The organism is Neorhizobium sp. PAMB6630 (genome assembly GCF_058242775.1).
Genome location: NZ_JBZAYV010000002.1, coordinates 499,514 through 514,801 on the forward strand (window position 1 = coordinate 499,514; position 15,288 = coordinate 514,801).

The window sequence follows — 15,288 nt, forward strand, 5'->3', positions numbered from 1 at the left end:
ATGCCGCACAAGATCAACGGCCTCCAGCATCTGGCCGCAGCACAACGGTATTCGCTCAGTGGCCTGTCGAGGCTCTGGCAGGAAACGGCCTTTCGCCACGAGGTGGCGGGCCTTGCCGCCTCGCTGGTGTTTTTCGCGCTGATCGGGGCCTCACCGCTCAGCTACGTGCTTCTGCTGATGCTGTTCCTGATCGTCTCGGCGCTGGAAGCGGTCAACACCGCCATCGAGGAAATCATCGACCGCATCTCGCCCGAACTTTCCTCCACGGGCCGTCACGCAAAGGATCTCGGATCGTTTGCTGTCTATTGCGGCCTTGTCGCCTGGGGGCTGCTTTTGGCCTATGCGGCCGCTTCAGCCTTTGTTGCGCCAGGGCTTGCTGGTCTGGCACATCCGTGACTGCCTTTGGTTGACCCATGCCTGCGCCCATAGCCGCAGGCTCTTGTCACGGCTGATGGCGTACGACGCGCCGGCGTTCGTCCGGGCTCAGGCGCGAGACCATGCGCGCAAAGATGTCTGCTGCATCCGGTTCGGCAAGCAAGGACGGAGCAGGCGCCATTGCGGTGTGGCTGGGGCGACCGACGGAAACCGGCAGAAGGCTGACCTGCCGGCACTTCCCCTCGTCGTCCAGCGTCAGGCGAAGGGCGGCGCTTCGCCAGACATCGACGCCCGTATCGTCATAGGTTTGCGCCCGGCCTGTGTGGAAGATGAAGTTGCCGAGGCCCGAGATGACAGCCCTCTCCCGGTAAAACCGGAGCGGTTGCAGGACAGGCGCACCGGTGCCGATGATCAGGTCGCATCCGGCGTCGATCAGACGGTCCGCCAGCTGATCGAACCAGACCGGCGTCCGGCTCCACTCCGGCTCCCAGTGGTGGTTGTGCAGCAGGATCACGACAAGGTCGCCTTCGTCCTTCGAGCGGCCAATCGCGGTGGTGACCCGCGCAAAGTCTTCGGCGGCCGCCGTCCAAACGGGTTCCACGGCTTTCCCACAGACAAATTGCGTCCCGAAGGCTTCAAAACCATCACCTTCAGCCGCTGGCGTATAGCCAACCGAACGGCGCGCGGCGAGCCGCCTGTCATCGCCCAGCGCCTGGTGAACGGACAGAAGGCTTGCGTATTCACCGGCGGGCAGGCTGACGGTCCTTTTCATGCGAAGCGGCGCAATGCCGGGACGGCCGGTGTCCGCATAAACGATGTCGGCCTGCGGTCCGAGATCAAGGCTATAGACGGCAAGTTTCCGCCCGTTGAGGTGAAGCCGAGCCGGCGCCATGGCGTCCTGGAGGTTTTCGCCGCTGCCGCAGGTGGCAATGGCCTGTGCCTCCATGGCGCACCGGGTCGCCGCGATGCCGGGCGGGCCAAGGTCGAAGGCATGGTTATTGGCATGGCCCATCACGGTGAAGCCGAGATGTTTCAGGCTTTCCAGCACCGAGCCGGCAACCGCATGAACCGTCTTCGTCTTCGTTGGCCAGGCGCCCTCTGCCTCCACCACGCCCTCGAAATTGGCAATGGTTGCATCCGCCTTGAGGAAGGAGCGCATGCTGCCATCCCTTTGCCCGTCAAGATCAAGAGGCTGGTGGATCAGGGTCTGTCCGGTAACGGCCAGCGTAACGGTCATGGCAAGGTCCTGTCGGCGGTCAATCGGCGGGGCAAAGAAGGGGGCGCAACGTATCCTTCGAGACCACGGGAAGCGTGAGGCAGGAGGTGCGCACCGCGTCACTGAAAACACTATTCCTTGCCACCTGGCGCGTTCGGCCTGTACCGATCGGCGCGTATGTGTTGGGGTTCACATCGTATTTCGGGAAATTCGATGAGGAGATGTCGAGCCGGATCCGGTGGCCCTTCCGGAAAAGATTGGCGCTGGCGAAGGGTTCGATGGTGATGGAGAAGACCTCTCCGGGCTCGATCGGCTCCGGCGCCTCGAAGGACTTGCGATAACGGCAGCGGAAGATGCCGTCGGTGATGTTCAGCGCATAACCCGCCGGATAATCGGCGCTCGGCGGATAGACGTCAATCAGCTTGGCGGTGAAATCCGTGTCCGGCGCGTCCGATGACACGTGAAGCGTGATGGTGATCGGACCCGCCACGGCCAGATCCTCCTCAAGCGGCTCAGTCTCGAAGGACAAAACGTCGGGTCTTGCAGACAGCGGCAGGCCGGGCCTTTCGCAGCCGAAGAAGCTCTCAGCCTCCCGCTGATCAAAACCGCCGCCTTCAAAAATCGGCTGGCCGCTGGTCAGCGAGCCGCCGATGGTGGGCACCGGATGGGCCGGGTCGAAATCATAAACGAACGGCGGACTGTCGGCAGCCGGCAGGCTCTCGCCGAGACGCCCATCCTGGTGCAGGTGAAATTTTCGATACATCGTCTCGGGAAGCGGCCAGTGTTGCGCCTGAAACCAGGCTCCGCCGTGGTCGAGGCGTCCCTCGGCGTTGCGCGTGCCGGTGCCGCCGCCCATGAGGAAGAAGCGCACGACAGGATCACTGTCCGCAAGCGTCGTTTCGTTCTTCAGGCAGCTGTCAAACCAGTTACGGCGAAACTGCAGCCAGCTCTCCATCACATTGCCGCCGAGTGGCGCCTTGTCCCCGAAGGAGACATCACCGGCAAAAGTCGTGTTGCGGTTGCCATGCAGCCAGGGCCCCATGATCAGCCGCAGGGGGCGATCAGGATTTCTGGAAAGGCCCGCGTAGTTGTCGAGCGTGGATTTGACATAGGCATCATACCAGCTGGACATCAGGACGATGGGCACCTGCGGAAAGGTCTCATAATAGCCCTCCATATAGAGGCCGACACGCCGCCAGCTGTCGTCGAATGTGCCGCTGCGCCATTGTTCGAGCAGGTAGCTCTCATAGTCGGGCGCTGCGCGCACCGGCGACACGCCTTCGCGCCACGGCATGGCCTTGAACCATGCCTTCAGGTCCTCCGCCTCGATGGCGGCACGTGCGCGCGCATCCACGGCCTCCTTGGCATTGTTGTAGGCCCAGGTCGCCTGCTTCAGCTCGAAGGCGCCTCCCTGGCGGATACCGCACTGATAGGCATTCGAAAAACCACCCGAATCCATCACCATGCAGGCAAGGCCTTGAGGGTTGAGGCAGGCAAGCGCTGCCTGCGTGTGGGCGGCATAGGAGAGGCCCATGGTGCCGAAACGGCCATTGCACCAGTCCTGCTTGACAAGCCAAGCCGCCGTGTCGAAGCCATCCTCGGCCTCGGAAATGTATTTCGAGAACTCGCCCTCGGAATTGTAGCGACCGCGGCAATCCTGGTAGATGACCACATAACCGGCGCGCACGAAAAAGCAGGCGACGTCTTCGCGTTTCATCGGCGAAGTCATGCCCACTTCGATCTCCGAGCGCGACCTCTCCGCCTTGCCATAAGGCGTGCGCTCCATGATGACCGGATAGGCGCCGGCAACGGCTTTCCCGCCGCGGGCCGGTCGGTACACATCCGTGGCGAGTTTGATCCCGTCACGCATGGTCACCATCACATCACGTTCCACGATCACGTCATCGGCAATCGCGTCCAGGCGGGCAGGCGCCAGACTATCCATCATCATCAAGGTCCTTTGGAATTCATGCGGCAAGACAGGGGGCCGCAACGCTTAACCGCCCCCTGTTTGTCCGGTTTATTTCACCAGCTTGGCAAGCGTTGCACTGGTGTCTTCGGTCATGTTGGCGTCATAGGTGATGTTGGCCTTGCCGGCCCAATGCACCTTCTGCCAGTAGAGCGGCAGGACCGGCATGTCGGCGAAGACATATTTCGTTGCCTGCTGCAGCAGCTGGATGCGCTTCTCGGGATCGAACTCGGCCATGGCCTCGTTCATCATTCCATCGAACACCGGATCGCTGTAGCGCGTGCGGTTGAACGAGCCGGTGCCGGCCTCCTTGTTGTTTGTCATCAGGAGGTTGCGCAGGCCGGTTGCCGAGGTGGGCGTGGAATTGCCGAGCGAGAAGATGAAGGCGCTGAACTCCTGGGCGGACGCGGCCTTGGTATAGACGTTATAGGGCTGCGCCACGACGCCATTCACCTTCAGTCCGCCCCGTGCAAACATCTGGCCAAGGGCCTGCGCCACCTCCGAATCGCCCGGGAACCGGTCGTTGGAGGTGTGGAGCGTAATGCCGAAGCCATCCGGATAACCGGCATCCGCAAGCGCCTTCTTCGCCTCTTCCGGCTTGTAGGCGGCAGCCTCGATGCTTTCGTCATTGCCGGCTACGCCACCCGGCACCAGCTGCCCGGCTGCCTCCCCCGATCCATCCAGGATGCGGTCGATGATCAGCTGGCGGTTGATCAGCTGCGACAGCGCCACGCGCACTTTCTTGTCCTTCAGCGGGTTCTTCTCGAGCGGCTTTCCAGCCTTGTCGGTCACGAACGGGCTCTGGTCGCGCGCCGTATCGAGCGCCAGATAGATGAGTCGCGCCGATGGGATGGAATAAACCTGAAGGCCTGACGTTGCGGTAATGGTCTTGACGTCGCCGGGTGGAACCGCATCGATCAGATCGACCGACCCCGAGCGAAGGGCTGCCACGCGCGAGGCATCGTTGGAGATGAACTTGATGGTGACCTTGTCGAAATCCTGCGCCTTGCCCCAGAAGGCTTCGTTGCGGGTCAGGGTCACGTTGTCGCCCGGCGTCCACGACGTGAACTTGTAGGCGCCGGTGCCGATTGCCGCCTTGCCGCTGTTGAAGTCCTCGATGGTTGCGGTCTCGGCCGCCTTTTTGCTGACGATATAAACGAAACCGACCTGCTCGATGAAATCCGGCGTCGGCTTCTTGGTCTTGAATTCGATCGTCAGGTCGTCGAGCGCCTTCATGCTGTCGATGGAGGCGACATTGCCGGAAAACGGCGCCGGGCTGTTGGGGATGTTCTTGGCGCGCGTCAGGGAAAACATGACGTCTTCGGCCTTGAGCGGCGAACCATCATGAAATTTCACGCCCTCGCGCAGCTTCACATGCCAGGTCAACGGATCGATATTCGTCCAGGAGACGGCCAGCGCCGGATGGATGCCGATCGTCGTATCGGTTTCCAACAGCCGGTCGAAGACCTGCATGGCAATGTTCTGGTTGTTGCCGGTGCGCGAAAACTGCGGGTCGATGGAGGAGGGTTCGGTCGAACTCCCGACGATCAGGTTGGCGGCATTGGCGGCGGTGACAGCCAGCAGCAGGCTTGCGGCGGTGGCAAGGAAAAAGGATTTGCGTAACATGGTCGTGTTGTTCCCTTCTTGGTTATATGACCGGTTGCGCTGCAGCAGCAGTGTTTGATGCAGCAGGTATTTCATTGAGATGGCAGGCACTCATCTGGCCCGACGACGTTGCCTGAAGAAGCGGCCGCTCCACACGGCAGCGCTCAAAGGCCAGGGGACAGCGAGGATGGAAATGGCATCCTGACGGCGGGTTGAGCGGCGAAGGGATCTCGCCCTTGATCGGCGTGAACACGCGGCCGCGGTCGCGGATGCTTGGCAGTTCGCGGATCAGCGCCTGCGTGTAGGGGTGCCTGGGGGCGGAAAACAGTTCATCCGGCGTTCCGGTTTCCACCACACGGCCGAGATACATGACCACGACCCTGTCGCAGATATGCTTCACCACGCCCAGATCATGGCTGATGAACAGGTAGGTCAGTCCGTATTCGCGCTTGAGGTCCATGAACAGGTTGAGGATCTGCGCCTGGATCGACACGTCGAGGGCTGCCACCGATTCGTCGCAGACGATCAGTTCCGGCTTCACGGCCAGCGCCCGGGCAATGCCGATGCGCTGGCGCTGGCCGCCGGAAAACTGGTGCGGGTAACGATCGAGATAGGAGGGATCGAGCCCGACACGGGCCGCCAGCGCCGCGACATAATCGCGGATATCTGCCCGCGGCACGATGCCGTGAACGCGCGGCGCCTCCCCGATCAGATCGATAACGCGCTTGCGCGGATTGAGCGTCGACATCGGGTCCTGGAAGATCATCTGCGCGGCAAGCCGGGCCTGGCGCTTGTCATTGCCCTTCAGATCGGCCAGAGGCCGGCCCTTCCAGCGCACCTCACCATCGCTGACCGGCATGATGCCGGCCATCATGCGCCCGAGCGTCGACTTGCCGCAGCCGGATTCCCCGACCAGCCCGACGACCTCGCCGGGATGAACAGCGATATTGACCGTATCGACGGCATGCACCGTCTTTTCCTGCAGATTGGCGCCGAAAGCGCGCGCCAGTTTTTCGGCATAATCCAGCTTGCGCGAGAAGCGGCGGCTGACGTCGATGCCTTCGATGAGCGGGGTCGTCATCACGCGGCCCTCCAGGAATGGGGGTGGAAGCAACGCCATTCCCGGGCATTGGCAAGCGCAATGGCCGGTTCCGTGGCGCAGATTTCGGTGGCGCGGGCGCAACGGTCGCGAAACGCGCAGCCGAGCGGACGCGAGAGGGGAGACGGGGCCATGCCGGGAATGGGACGCAGCGGCTCACCGCGAGGGACGGCGGCCGGCACGGCGTTCATCAGGCCAACCGTGTAAGGATGGGCAGGATATGTCAGCACGTCCTCGACAGGCCCTGCCTCGACGATGCGGCCGGCATACATGACCATCACCCGCTCGGCGAGCGTGGCAACGACACCGAGATCATGGCTGATCCAGATCAGCGACATGCCGAATTCCTGTGCCAGACGCTTGATCTCGAAGAGGATCTGCGACTGGATCGTCACATCGAGCGCGGTGGTCGGCTCATCGGCGATGATGAGATCGGGGCGATGCAGAAGCGAAATGGCGATTGCCACGCGCTGGCGCATGCCGCCCGAGAACTGATGCGGGTAGGCATCCAGCCGTTCCTCCGGCGAGGCAATTCCAACCAGTCCCAGCGTATCGCGGGAACGGGCGCGCGCCTCCGCATACGACACCTTTTCGTGCGCCCGGACCGTCTCGATCATCTGCGTGCCGATGGAGAGCACCGGATTGAGCGTCATCATCGGATCCTGGAAGATCATGGCGATCCGCCGGCCGCGGATCATGCGCATGTCCTTTGCCGATTTCGTCGTCAATTCTTCGCCGTTGAAGCGGATGCTGCCGCTTGCCACATGGCCCGGCGGATCGACGAGACCAAGAATGGAGAAGCCGGTAATGGATTTTCCGGAGCCGGACTCGCCGACAAGGCCGACGATCTGGCGACGTGCAACGGTGAAGCTCACACCATCGACGGCCTTGATGACACCGGCGCGGGTGGGAAAATGGGTGGAGAGGTTGGTGACCTCGAGGACGGGATCGGTCATTGTGATTACCTCTCGCCCAGGCGTGGATTGAGGATCTCGCGACAGCGATCCCCGGTCATGTTGATGGAAAAGACCAGCAGCAGGAGAAGCAGGCCCGGATAGACGCTGATCCAGTATTCGCCCGACATCAGCACCTGATAACCATTGGCGATCAGAAGCCCGAGCGAAGGTTCTGTAATCGGCAGGCCGATACCGAGGAAGGAGAGCGTCGCCTCGGCGGAGATCGCGTTGGCCACCTGCAGCATGCCGATGACGATGAGCGGCGGCAGGCAATTGGGCAAAAGATGGCCGAACAGGATGCGAGGCGTTCCGATGCCAAGTGTTACGGCAGCCTCGACATAATCCTTGTTCTTCTCGACAAGTGCGGCGCTGCGCACGGCCCGGGCAAAGGTTGCCCATTGAACGAGGATGAGCGCAAAGATCACCTTCCAGACGCCCTGCCCGAGAAGCGCCAGCAGCATCAGCGCCACCAGAATGGTCGGCAGGCCGAGCATCAGATCGACGATGCGCATGATGATCGTGTCGATACGTCCGCCGAAATAGGCGGCGACAAGGCCGAGAACAGTGCCCGCCATCAGCGCGACAAGCCCTGAAAAGACACCGACGCCCAGCGAGGTGCGCAGGCCATAGACCATGGCAGACAGCATGTCGCGCCCCTGCCCGTCCGTGCCGAGCCAGAAGGTAAGCCCCGACATGCTCTGTTCACCCGGCGGGAGCTTGGCATCGAGAATGTCGAGCGTGGCCAGGTCGTAAGGATTTTGCGGCGTGAGCCATGGACCGGCCAGCGCCGTTGCAAACAGAAGAAGACAGATAAGCGTGGCGACAAGCGCCTTGGGGCTGCGCAGGATGCCCATGATGAGGCGTCCGGTCAGTGTGTCCTCGCGTCGCAAAGAGGCAAAAATGCTCATTGGGCATCTCCAAGGCGCACGCGCGGATCGATCAGCGAGTAGAGAATATCGACCACGAAATTGATGAGAATGAACAGGCTGACGATCACCAGCAGGTAGGCCACCACGACTGGACGATCGAGCCGCATGATGGAATCGATCAGCAGCTTGCCGATGCCCGGCCAGGCGAAGATGGTTTCCGTCACCACTGCAAAGGCCAGCATGCTGCCCAGTTCCATGCCGATCACGGTGATCAGCGGGATGAGGATGTTTTTCAGGACGTGAACGAACACGATCCGCCGCTCGGAAATGCCTTTGGCGCGGGCGAATTTGACGAAATCGAGCGGCATGGTTTCGCGCACGCCGGTGCGCGTCAGGCGGATGACCAGTGCCAGCTTGAAAAGACAGAGATTGACCGCCGGAAGGATGAGGTGGGTCAATCCGTCGATGGAAAACAGGCTGGACTGGAGCCCGAGAAACGAGCCAAGTTCCCCGCGCCCGGTTGAGGGCAGCCAGCCGAGCCAGACCGAAAAGATCATGATCAGCATCATGCCCTGCCAGAAACTCGGCAGGGAAAAGCCGAGAATGGAACCGGTCATAATCGCTTCGTCAGTCTTGCTGTTCGGCTTCAGCCCGGAAATCAACCCCAGAGGAATGCCGATGGCAAGCGCGATCACGAGCGCCGTAAACGTCAGTTCCAGCGTGGCCGGCAGGCGCTCGAAGATGAGGGAAATGGTCGGCCGGTTGAAGACGAAGGAGCGGCCGAGATCGCCGTGTATCGCGTTCCAGGCAAAGGTGAAGAACTGCTGCCACAGGGGCTGGTCGAGGCCGAGCGAGGCAATCACCTGCGCACGTTCGGCAGGGCTTGCGTCCGGAGAGATCAACATCTCCACGGGATCGCCGATGGCATAAACGCCGAGGAAGACGACAAACGCCGTCACCAGCAAGACGGCCATGCTCTGCATCAGGCGGCGGATGACGAAGACGGTCACGGTTGCCGCTCCCGCGCAATTGCGGGCGGACACAGGTGTTTCATCGGTAGGACCCCTTGTTTTTCGTTTTATGGGAAGGACGATAACGCCCGCGTCGACAGGCGCAATCATATGAGTTGTACGCATCATGTTATGCATTTTGCGCGACCTGTCAGGTTTGCTCCGCTGGCCGCTTGCCTTCGCTTCCGACTGCCTTAGGATCGGCGCCCATGAACCTCAGGCAGCTCGAAATTTTCAAGACCATCATGGATACCGGATCGACCATTGCGGCGGCAGCCCAGCTTGGTCTTTCGCAATCGGCCATCAGCCGCCAGCTCTCGGCACTGGAAGAGGAGATCGGCCGGGAACTCTTCCTGCGCGACAAGGGCCGGCTTGTGCCGCGGCCGGAGGCGCATCTCCTGGCCGGCGAGGTGGAGGAGGTATCGCAAAGCGTCGCCAAACTGCGCACCAAGATCGGAGATCTGCGCACGGGCATCTTCGGTGAGGCGCTGGTGCGGGTCGCTTTTCCGCATAGCCTCACCACGACCATGCTGCCGCCGCTGGTGGCGCGGTTCAAGCAAAGCCATCCGCGCGTCACCGTCGAGATCATGAGTGGGCCTTACGACGCAATCGAGCGCATGGTGCGGGGCCGGATAGCCGATATCGGTTTCGTGCGCCTGCCACCGGAAGAACATTCCTTCGATACACGCAGCCTCTTCTCCAGCGGCACGACCTGCGTCATGCCCGCCGGACATCCGCTCTCCCAGAAAGCCGCAATCGAAGTCCATGACCTCGCGCGCAATGACCTGATCCTGCTCGGTCGCCAGCGGATCAACCGTAACGAACTGGAGCACGAACTGCGGCGCATGGTGCCGACCTATCGCTGCAGCCTGGAGGTGCATTCCGTCGAGACGGCCTGCGTCTGTGCCGCACAGGGACTTGGCATTGCGATCGTCCCCTCTCTGATTGCTGCCTTCTTCCGCAGCGAACACCTGGTAATGCGGCCATTCCTGCCGGACAAGAAGGCCGATTACGGCATCATCACGCCTGCCGGCGCACCGCTCTCCTGGAGCGCGGAGGCCTTCATCGAGATCGTCAGGCAATACAGTCTCGAACCGGCTGCCGCCTGCTGATAAAGAGGACGTGCCGGGTGCGGCCCCTTCAACCTGGCGCGCAGGAGATGCCTGCTCACCCTTGCTCGGCCTGCACCTTCATGCCGGAAGTCGTTTTTCTTCAAAGTCTTGCGCATCGCTTGCTGTGGAAAGCCCGTTGGGCGCGGTTGTGACCGTGTGATGTCTTGATCCTCCCCCCTTATCCGATTGCCCCCTTCCCAACCGCACATGTTCAGCTGCGGCGGCCGTCAGACCTGGGCGGTTTTCGGTTGTCCACCGCGCAAGATCGGTATCGTAAATTTTATTGCGATTAGCCATTTACAGCTAACATGTTAGTGCGTTATCAAAGTTTACTCACGTTGGAGGAGGAGCCTTGCAGGTGACCCAGAAATTCGGCCTTTCGGCTGCACTCACAAGCCCGTTCAGCACGGACGGGACGATAGATATTGAACACATGATCGCGCATGCACGCCGTTGCCTCGCGCAGGGCTGCAACAGTGTCACCCTGTTTGGCACCACCGGCGAAGGCTGCTCCATCGGCAGCCGCGAACGCGAGGCAGTGCTTGGCGCCTTTCTCGAAGCCGGGATCTCGCCATCGAACATCGTTGTCGGCGTGTTGGTGGATTCCATCGAGGACGCTGCAGACCAGGCAGCACAAGCGCTGTCTGCCGGGGCGCGCAACATTCTTCTTGCCCCGCCGTCCTATTTCAAGAATGTCAGCGATGACGGGCTGTTTGCCTGGTTCTCGGCCGTTTTTGCCAAGATCGGAGCCGGCGCCCGCGATATTCTTGTCTACAATATTCCGTCCGTCACCATGGTTGCGCTGTCTGTCGAGCTGGTCGGGCGTCTGCGCGCAGCCTTCCCCGGCATCGTCACCGGCGTCAAGGATTCGTCGGGCACCTGGTCCTATACCGAGCAGCTGCTGAAAGAACACGGCGACCTCATCATCCTCATCGGTGACGAGCGCGATCTGGCGCGCGGCGTGCGTCTTGGTGGCCAGGGCGCAATTTCCGGTGTGGCCAATTTCCTGACGCAGGACGTGAGAGCCATGGCCGTCGACGGGCGCGACGACAAGCGCATCGAGGATCTTGTTGTGGAGCTTCTGAAGTTTCCGGTAACACCGGCGGTCAAGGTGCTGTTATCTCATACGACGGGAGAAAATGTCTGGCTTGACGTGCGCGCGCCGCTGATTGCCCTCTCGGCTGAAGATCGTGCGAGGATCGAAGGGGCCTTCGACAGGCTGTTTCACCAAAAGGCAGCCTGAGGCCGCCTCAAAAGGGAGTGGGCATGGACGAGAACGGCGAACAGACAAGCCTTCGGGAGCGTGCGTATGAAAGTTTTACGCAGCACCTTCTGTTGCGCGATGTTCGTCCGGGCCAGTTCATCTCGCAGCGTCGCCTTGTCGAACTGACGGGACTGCCTCTCGGCGCAATCCGCGAGGCCATTCCGCGGCTCGAGGCGGACGGGCTGATCAAGACCGTGCCGCAGCGGGGCCTGCAGGTTGCCCATATCGACCTCAACCTGATCCGCGAGGCTTTCCAGTTCCGCATGTTTCTCGAAAAGGAAGCGCTGGCGCTTTTCACGCTGTCGGTGTCGGACGAGGAAATCGCCAAGCTGTTGAAGGACCACCGCGAGATTGCCGAAGCCGCAGCCAATGGCAAGGTTTCGAGCGAACTCGATCAGCATGCCCAAGCGGTTGACTGGGGCATGCACGACGCCTTTATCGACCGGCTCGGCAATTCGATCATCTCGAATGCCTACCGGGTCAATTCGATCAAGATGCGCCTCATCAACCAGGAGCGCTTTCGCATTGCGGGCCACGTGGCCTCTGTCATGAAAGAGCATCTGGCCATTCTCGAAGCCGTCGAGCGACGCTCGGTGGACGAGGCTGTGGAGCGGCTGTCTGCCCATATCCGCAACGCGAGGGACAGGGCGCTGGCCGTATAGGAAACAAAGCCGGGGTGAGGAGATCCCGGTTCAATGGAGGAGAAACGAATGACGCATTCATGGCTCAACCCCACGCGCCGTGGGTTCCTGGCCGGCACCACCGCCATCGGCGGCAGCGCCCTTCTGGGCATCCGCCCGGCATCGGCTGCGGTCAACTGGAAAAAACATGCCGGCACCACGCTGGAAGTGAATCTGGTCAAAAGCCCGCGCAGCGAAACGTTGATCAAGTATCTCTCGGAATTCGAGGCGCTGACCGGCATCAAGGTCAATGCCGAGGCAACGCCTGAGCAGCAGCAGCGCCAGAAGGTCGTGATCGAGCTATCGTCGGGCAAGCCGAGCTTCGACGTGGTGCATCTGAGCTACCATGTGCAGAAGCGCCAGTTCGAAAAAGGCAAGTGGCTGGCCGATATCAGCGGCTTCCTGAAAGACCCGTCGCTGACCGATCCGTCGCTCGTCGAAAGCGATTTTGCCGAAGCCGGCATGCAGTTTGCCAAGGATCAGGCCGGCGTGCTGCGCTCGCTTCCCTTCTCGGTGGATTACTGGATCGTCTACTGGAACAAGGATCTTTTTGACGCAAAGGGCCTCAAATACCCTCAGACTTTCGAGGAAATGGTCACGGCGGCCGAAAAGATCACCGATCCCTCCACCAATACCTATGGTTTCGTCGCGCGCGGCCTGAAAAACGCCAATACGCCGGTCTGGACATCGCTGATGCTGGGCTATGGCGCAAAGCCGATCGGTGCCGATGGGAAACTGTCAACGGATACCAAGGAAGCCGTAGAAGCCGCCAAGCTCTATCAGCGCCTGATGACGAAGGCGGCCCCTCCCGGCGTTTCCGGTTTCAACTGGGCAGAAGCGCAGTCGGCCTTCCTGCAGGGCAAGATCGGCATGTGGTTTGATGGCGTCGGTTTTGCCCCGCCGATCGAAAATCCGGAAAAGTCCCGCGTCGTCGGCAAGGTCGGTTATGGCGTCATGCCGAAGGGTCCGGCCGCACAGGCGGCTGGCACATTCGGCGATGGCCTCGGCGTTGTGGAAGCCAGCACCAAGAAGGAAGCTGCCTACCTGTTCTGCCAGTGGGCAATCTCGCACGAGATGGGCGCCCGCCTGCTGCAGGCCGGTGCCGGCGTTCCCTTCCGCCAGTCGATCCTCGAAGACCAGAAGGTGCGCGAAGGCGTGAAAATGCCGGCCGCCTGGCTCGATGCGGTGGTCGGCTCCGGCAAGGTGTCGCAGCTGGCACTTCCGGTCATCATTCCGGTGACGGAATTCCGCGACACGTTTGGCGTCGGTCTCACCAACATGATCGGTGGTGCCGATCCGGCAACCGAACTGAAAAAGGCGACGGAACAGTTCGCACCTGTCCTGGCGCGAAGCGAGGGATAATGGCCTCCGTGAGCATGGAAAACACATCCGCCGGTACGCGCGGCGCCAAGAGGAGCAAGCCCACGCGGCTTGCTCCCAATTACTGGCCCTTCGTCATCCCGGCGCTGGTCGTCATCTCGGCCGTGATCGTCTTCCCCTGGGTGTTTACCCTGTGGATGAGCGCGCATCGCTGGACGCTCGGCCAGGAGCAAAGCTTCATCGGTTTCGAGAACTATATCCGGCTGGCGGGGGATAGCCGCTTCTGGGATTCTCTCTGGCACACGCTGCTCTACACCGTCTTGTCTGTGGTGGCGCCGCTGTTTCTGGGAACGCTCGCGGCCCTGGTGTTCGATGCCGAGTTTCCCATGCGCGGTTTCCTGCGCGGCGTGTTCGTCATGCCGATGATGGCAACCCCGGTTGCCATCGCGCTTGTGTGGACGATGATGTTTCATCCCCAGCTCGGCGTTCTCAACTATCTCCTGTCCTTCATCGGCATCGGGCCGCTCGAATGGATCTACAACCAGTCGACCGTCATCCCCTCGCTGGTGCTGGTGGAGACGTGGCAGTGGACGCCGCTGGTCATGCTGATCGTGCTCGGGGGGCTCGCCGCCGTGCCGCGCGAGCCTTACGAAAGTGCGGAGATCGATGGCGCCAATGCCTGGCAAAAATTCCGCTATCTCACCATGCCGATGATTGCGCCCTTCCTGATGATTGCGGTGATCATCCGCTCCATCGATGCCGTCAAAAGCTTCGACATCATCTATGCGATGACGCAAGGCGGTCCGGGTACGGCCTCGGAGACGATCAACATCTACCTGTACAACACGTCCTTTGCCTATTACGACATCGGTTACGGCTCTGCCATGGCCGTCGTCTTCTTCATGGCCATCGTGGCGCTCTCCTTCGTGCTGTTGATGGTGCGCCAGCGGGCCAATTGGTCCGAGATGGAGGAACGCTGATGAAACGCAAGACACTCGACCGGATCGGCCTGTTCTTCGTGGCCCTGGTGATGATTTCGCCTGTTGTCCTGTTCTTCCTCTGGATGATCTCGCTGTCCTTGAAATACGAGATCGACAACGGCGCCTATCCGCCAATCTTCATTCCGGAGCGGTTTGCCTGGTCGAATTATGTGAAGGTTTTCGAGGAGAACAATTTCTTCCTCTATTTCTGGAATTCCATCCTGGTGACCGGTGCAGCCACGCTTCTGGCACTCTTGATCGGCGTGCCCGCCGGCTATGGCATCGCACGGCTGAAGGCTGAAAAATCGGCAGTGATCATCATGATCGCCCGCATGACACCCGGCCTTTCCTTCCTCATTCCGCTGTTCCTGCTGTTCCAATGGCTGAACATGCTCGGCACGCTCTGGCCGCAGATCATCATCCATCTCGTGGTCACGGTTCCGATCGTCGTCTGGATCATGATCGGTTATTTCGAAACGACGCCGAAGGAATTGGAGGAAGCCGCCAGCATCGATGGCGCCTCGTCCTGGCAGGTGTTTCGCCTCGTCGCGCTGCCGATTGCCAAGCCCGGCATCGTCGTGTCCTTCATCCTGGCGGTCATCTTCTCCTGGAACAACTTTGTCTTCGGCATTGTGCTGGCCAGCCGTGAAACGCGCACGCTGCCGGTTGCCGTCTACAACATGCTGTCCTTCGAGCAGGTCAGCTGGGGACCTCTGGCGGCGGCCGCGCTGATCGTCACGCTGCCGGTGCTCTTGCTCACCATGTTTGCGCAGAAACAGATTGTTGCGGGCTTGACCGCCGGCGCTGTCAAGGGCGGCTGAGGCATAGCCCAC

The 15,288-nt window shown here is 61.2% G+C and carries 14 protein-coding genes; 7 read left to right on the forward strand and 7 right to left on the reverse strand.

All coding sequences use genetic code 11. The features are described 5' to 3' along the window. Nucleotides 1–396 carry a diacylglycerol kinase gene (locus AC4CWF_RS21065; protein WP_491287334.1) on the forward strand — a complete coding sequence of 132 codons (396 nt, stop codon included), beginning with the start codon at nt 1–3 and terminating at the stop codon, nt 394–396. Between the two features lie 46 nt (nt 397–442). On the opposite strand, the gene AC4CWF_RS21070 is transcribed toward AC4CWF_RS21065, so the two are convergent. From AC4CWF_RS21070 to AC4CWF_RS21100, 7 genes are all read right to left on the reverse strand, one after another. Further along, nucleotides 443–1,612 carry a CapA family protein gene (locus tag AC4CWF_RS21070; protein ID WP_491287336.1) on the reverse strand — a complete coding sequence of 390 codons (1,170 nt, stop codon included), beginning with the start codon at nt 1,610–1,612 and terminating at the stop codon, nt 443–445. Nucleotides 1,613–1,631: 19 nt separating this feature from the next. Continuing rightward, the gene (locus AC4CWF_RS21075) at nt 1,632–3,536 is read right to left on the reverse strand and encodes a CocE/NonD family hydrolase (RefSeq protein WP_491287737.1); all 1,905 of its coding nucleotides are present in this window, start codon (nt 3,534–3,536) and stop codon (nt 1,632–1,634) included. Between the two features lie 75 nt (nt 3,537–3,611). Beyond that, nucleotides 3,612–5,186, reverse strand: coding sequence for an ABC transporter substrate-binding protein (locus AC4CWF_RS21080; RefSeq protein WP_491287338.1), 1,575 nt, complete (start codon nt 5,184–5,186; stop codon nt 3,612–3,614). Nucleotides 5,187–5,208: 22 nt separating this feature from the next. Next, nucleotides 5,209–6,246, reverse strand: a complete 1,038-nt coding sequence (locus AC4CWF_RS21085; protein ID WP_491287739.1) for an ABC transporter ATP-binding protein — start codon at nt 6,244–6,246, stop codon at nt 5,209–5,211. After that, entirely contained in the window at nt 6,246–7,220 is a 975-nt protein-coding gene (locus AC4CWF_RS21090; protein ID WP_491287340.1) for an ABC transporter ATP-binding protein, read from the reverse strand. The genes AC4CWF_RS21085 and AC4CWF_RS21090 overlap by 1 nt, the downstream gene beginning before the upstream one ends. A 5-nt stretch (nt 7,221–7,225) precedes the next feature. Then, nucleotides 7,226–8,128: an ABC transporter permease gene (locus AC4CWF_RS21095; RefSeq protein ID WP_491287341.1), complete on the reverse strand. Its 903-nt coding sequence runs from the start codon at nt 8,126–8,128 to the stop codon at nt 7,226–7,228. After that, the gene (locus AC4CWF_RS21100) at nt 8,125–9,099 is read right to left on the reverse strand and encodes an ABC transporter permease (RefSeq protein WP_491287343.1); all 975 of its coding nucleotides are present in this window, start codon (nt 9,097–9,099) and stop codon (nt 8,125–8,127) included. Before AC4CWF_RS21100 ends, AC4CWF_RS21095 begins: the two co-directional genes overlap by 4 nt. Nucleotides 9,100–9,308: 209 nt before the next feature. Between AC4CWF_RS21100 and AC4CWF_RS21105 the strand changes: the two genes are divergently transcribed. The 6 genes from AC4CWF_RS21105 to AC4CWF_RS21130 all read left to right on the forward strand — a co-directional run bounded on the left by AC4CWF_RS21105 (nt 9,309) and on the right by AC4CWF_RS21130 (nt 15,276). Beyond that, entirely contained in the window at nt 9,309–10,211 is a 903-nt protein-coding gene (locus tag AC4CWF_RS21105) for a LysR family transcriptional regulator (RefSeq protein WP_491287345.1), read from the forward strand. 358 nt (nt 10,212–10,569) lie between these two features. Beyond that, nucleotides 10,570–11,454, forward strand: a complete 885-nt coding sequence (locus AC4CWF_RS21110) for a dihydrodipicolinate synthase family protein (RefSeq protein WP_491287347.1) — start codon at nt 10,570–10,572, stop codon at nt 11,452–11,454. Nucleotides 11,455–11,477: 23 nt separating this feature from the next. Next, a complete protein-coding gene (locus AC4CWF_RS21115; protein ID WP_491287349.1) occupies nt 11,478–12,137 on the forward strand; it encodes a GntR family transcriptional regulator in 660 nt (219 codons plus the stop codon). A gap of 48 nt (nt 12,138–12,185) precedes the next feature. Continuing rightward, nucleotides 12,186–13,517 carry an ABC transporter substrate-binding protein gene (locus tag AC4CWF_RS21120; protein ID WP_491287351.1) on the forward strand — a complete coding sequence of 444 codons (1,332 nt, stop codon included), beginning with the start codon at nt 12,186–12,188 and terminating at the stop codon, nt 13,515–13,517. Beyond that, on the forward strand, nt 13,517–14,455 hold the full coding sequence (locus AC4CWF_RS21125) for a carbohydrate ABC transporter permease (protein ID WP_491287353.1): 939 nt from the start codon (nt 13,517–13,519) through the stop codon (nt 14,453–14,455). The genes AC4CWF_RS21120 and AC4CWF_RS21125 overlap by 1 nt, the downstream gene beginning before the upstream one ends. Continuing rightward, complete coding sequence (locus AC4CWF_RS21130) at nt 14,455–15,276, forward strand: carbohydrate ABC transporter permease (protein WP_491287355.1); 822 nt, start codon at nt 14,455–14,457, stop codon at nt 15,274–15,276. Before AC4CWF_RS21125 ends, AC4CWF_RS21130 begins: the two co-directional genes overlap by 1 nt. The last annotated feature ends 12 nt before the right edge of the window (nt 15,277–15,288 follow it).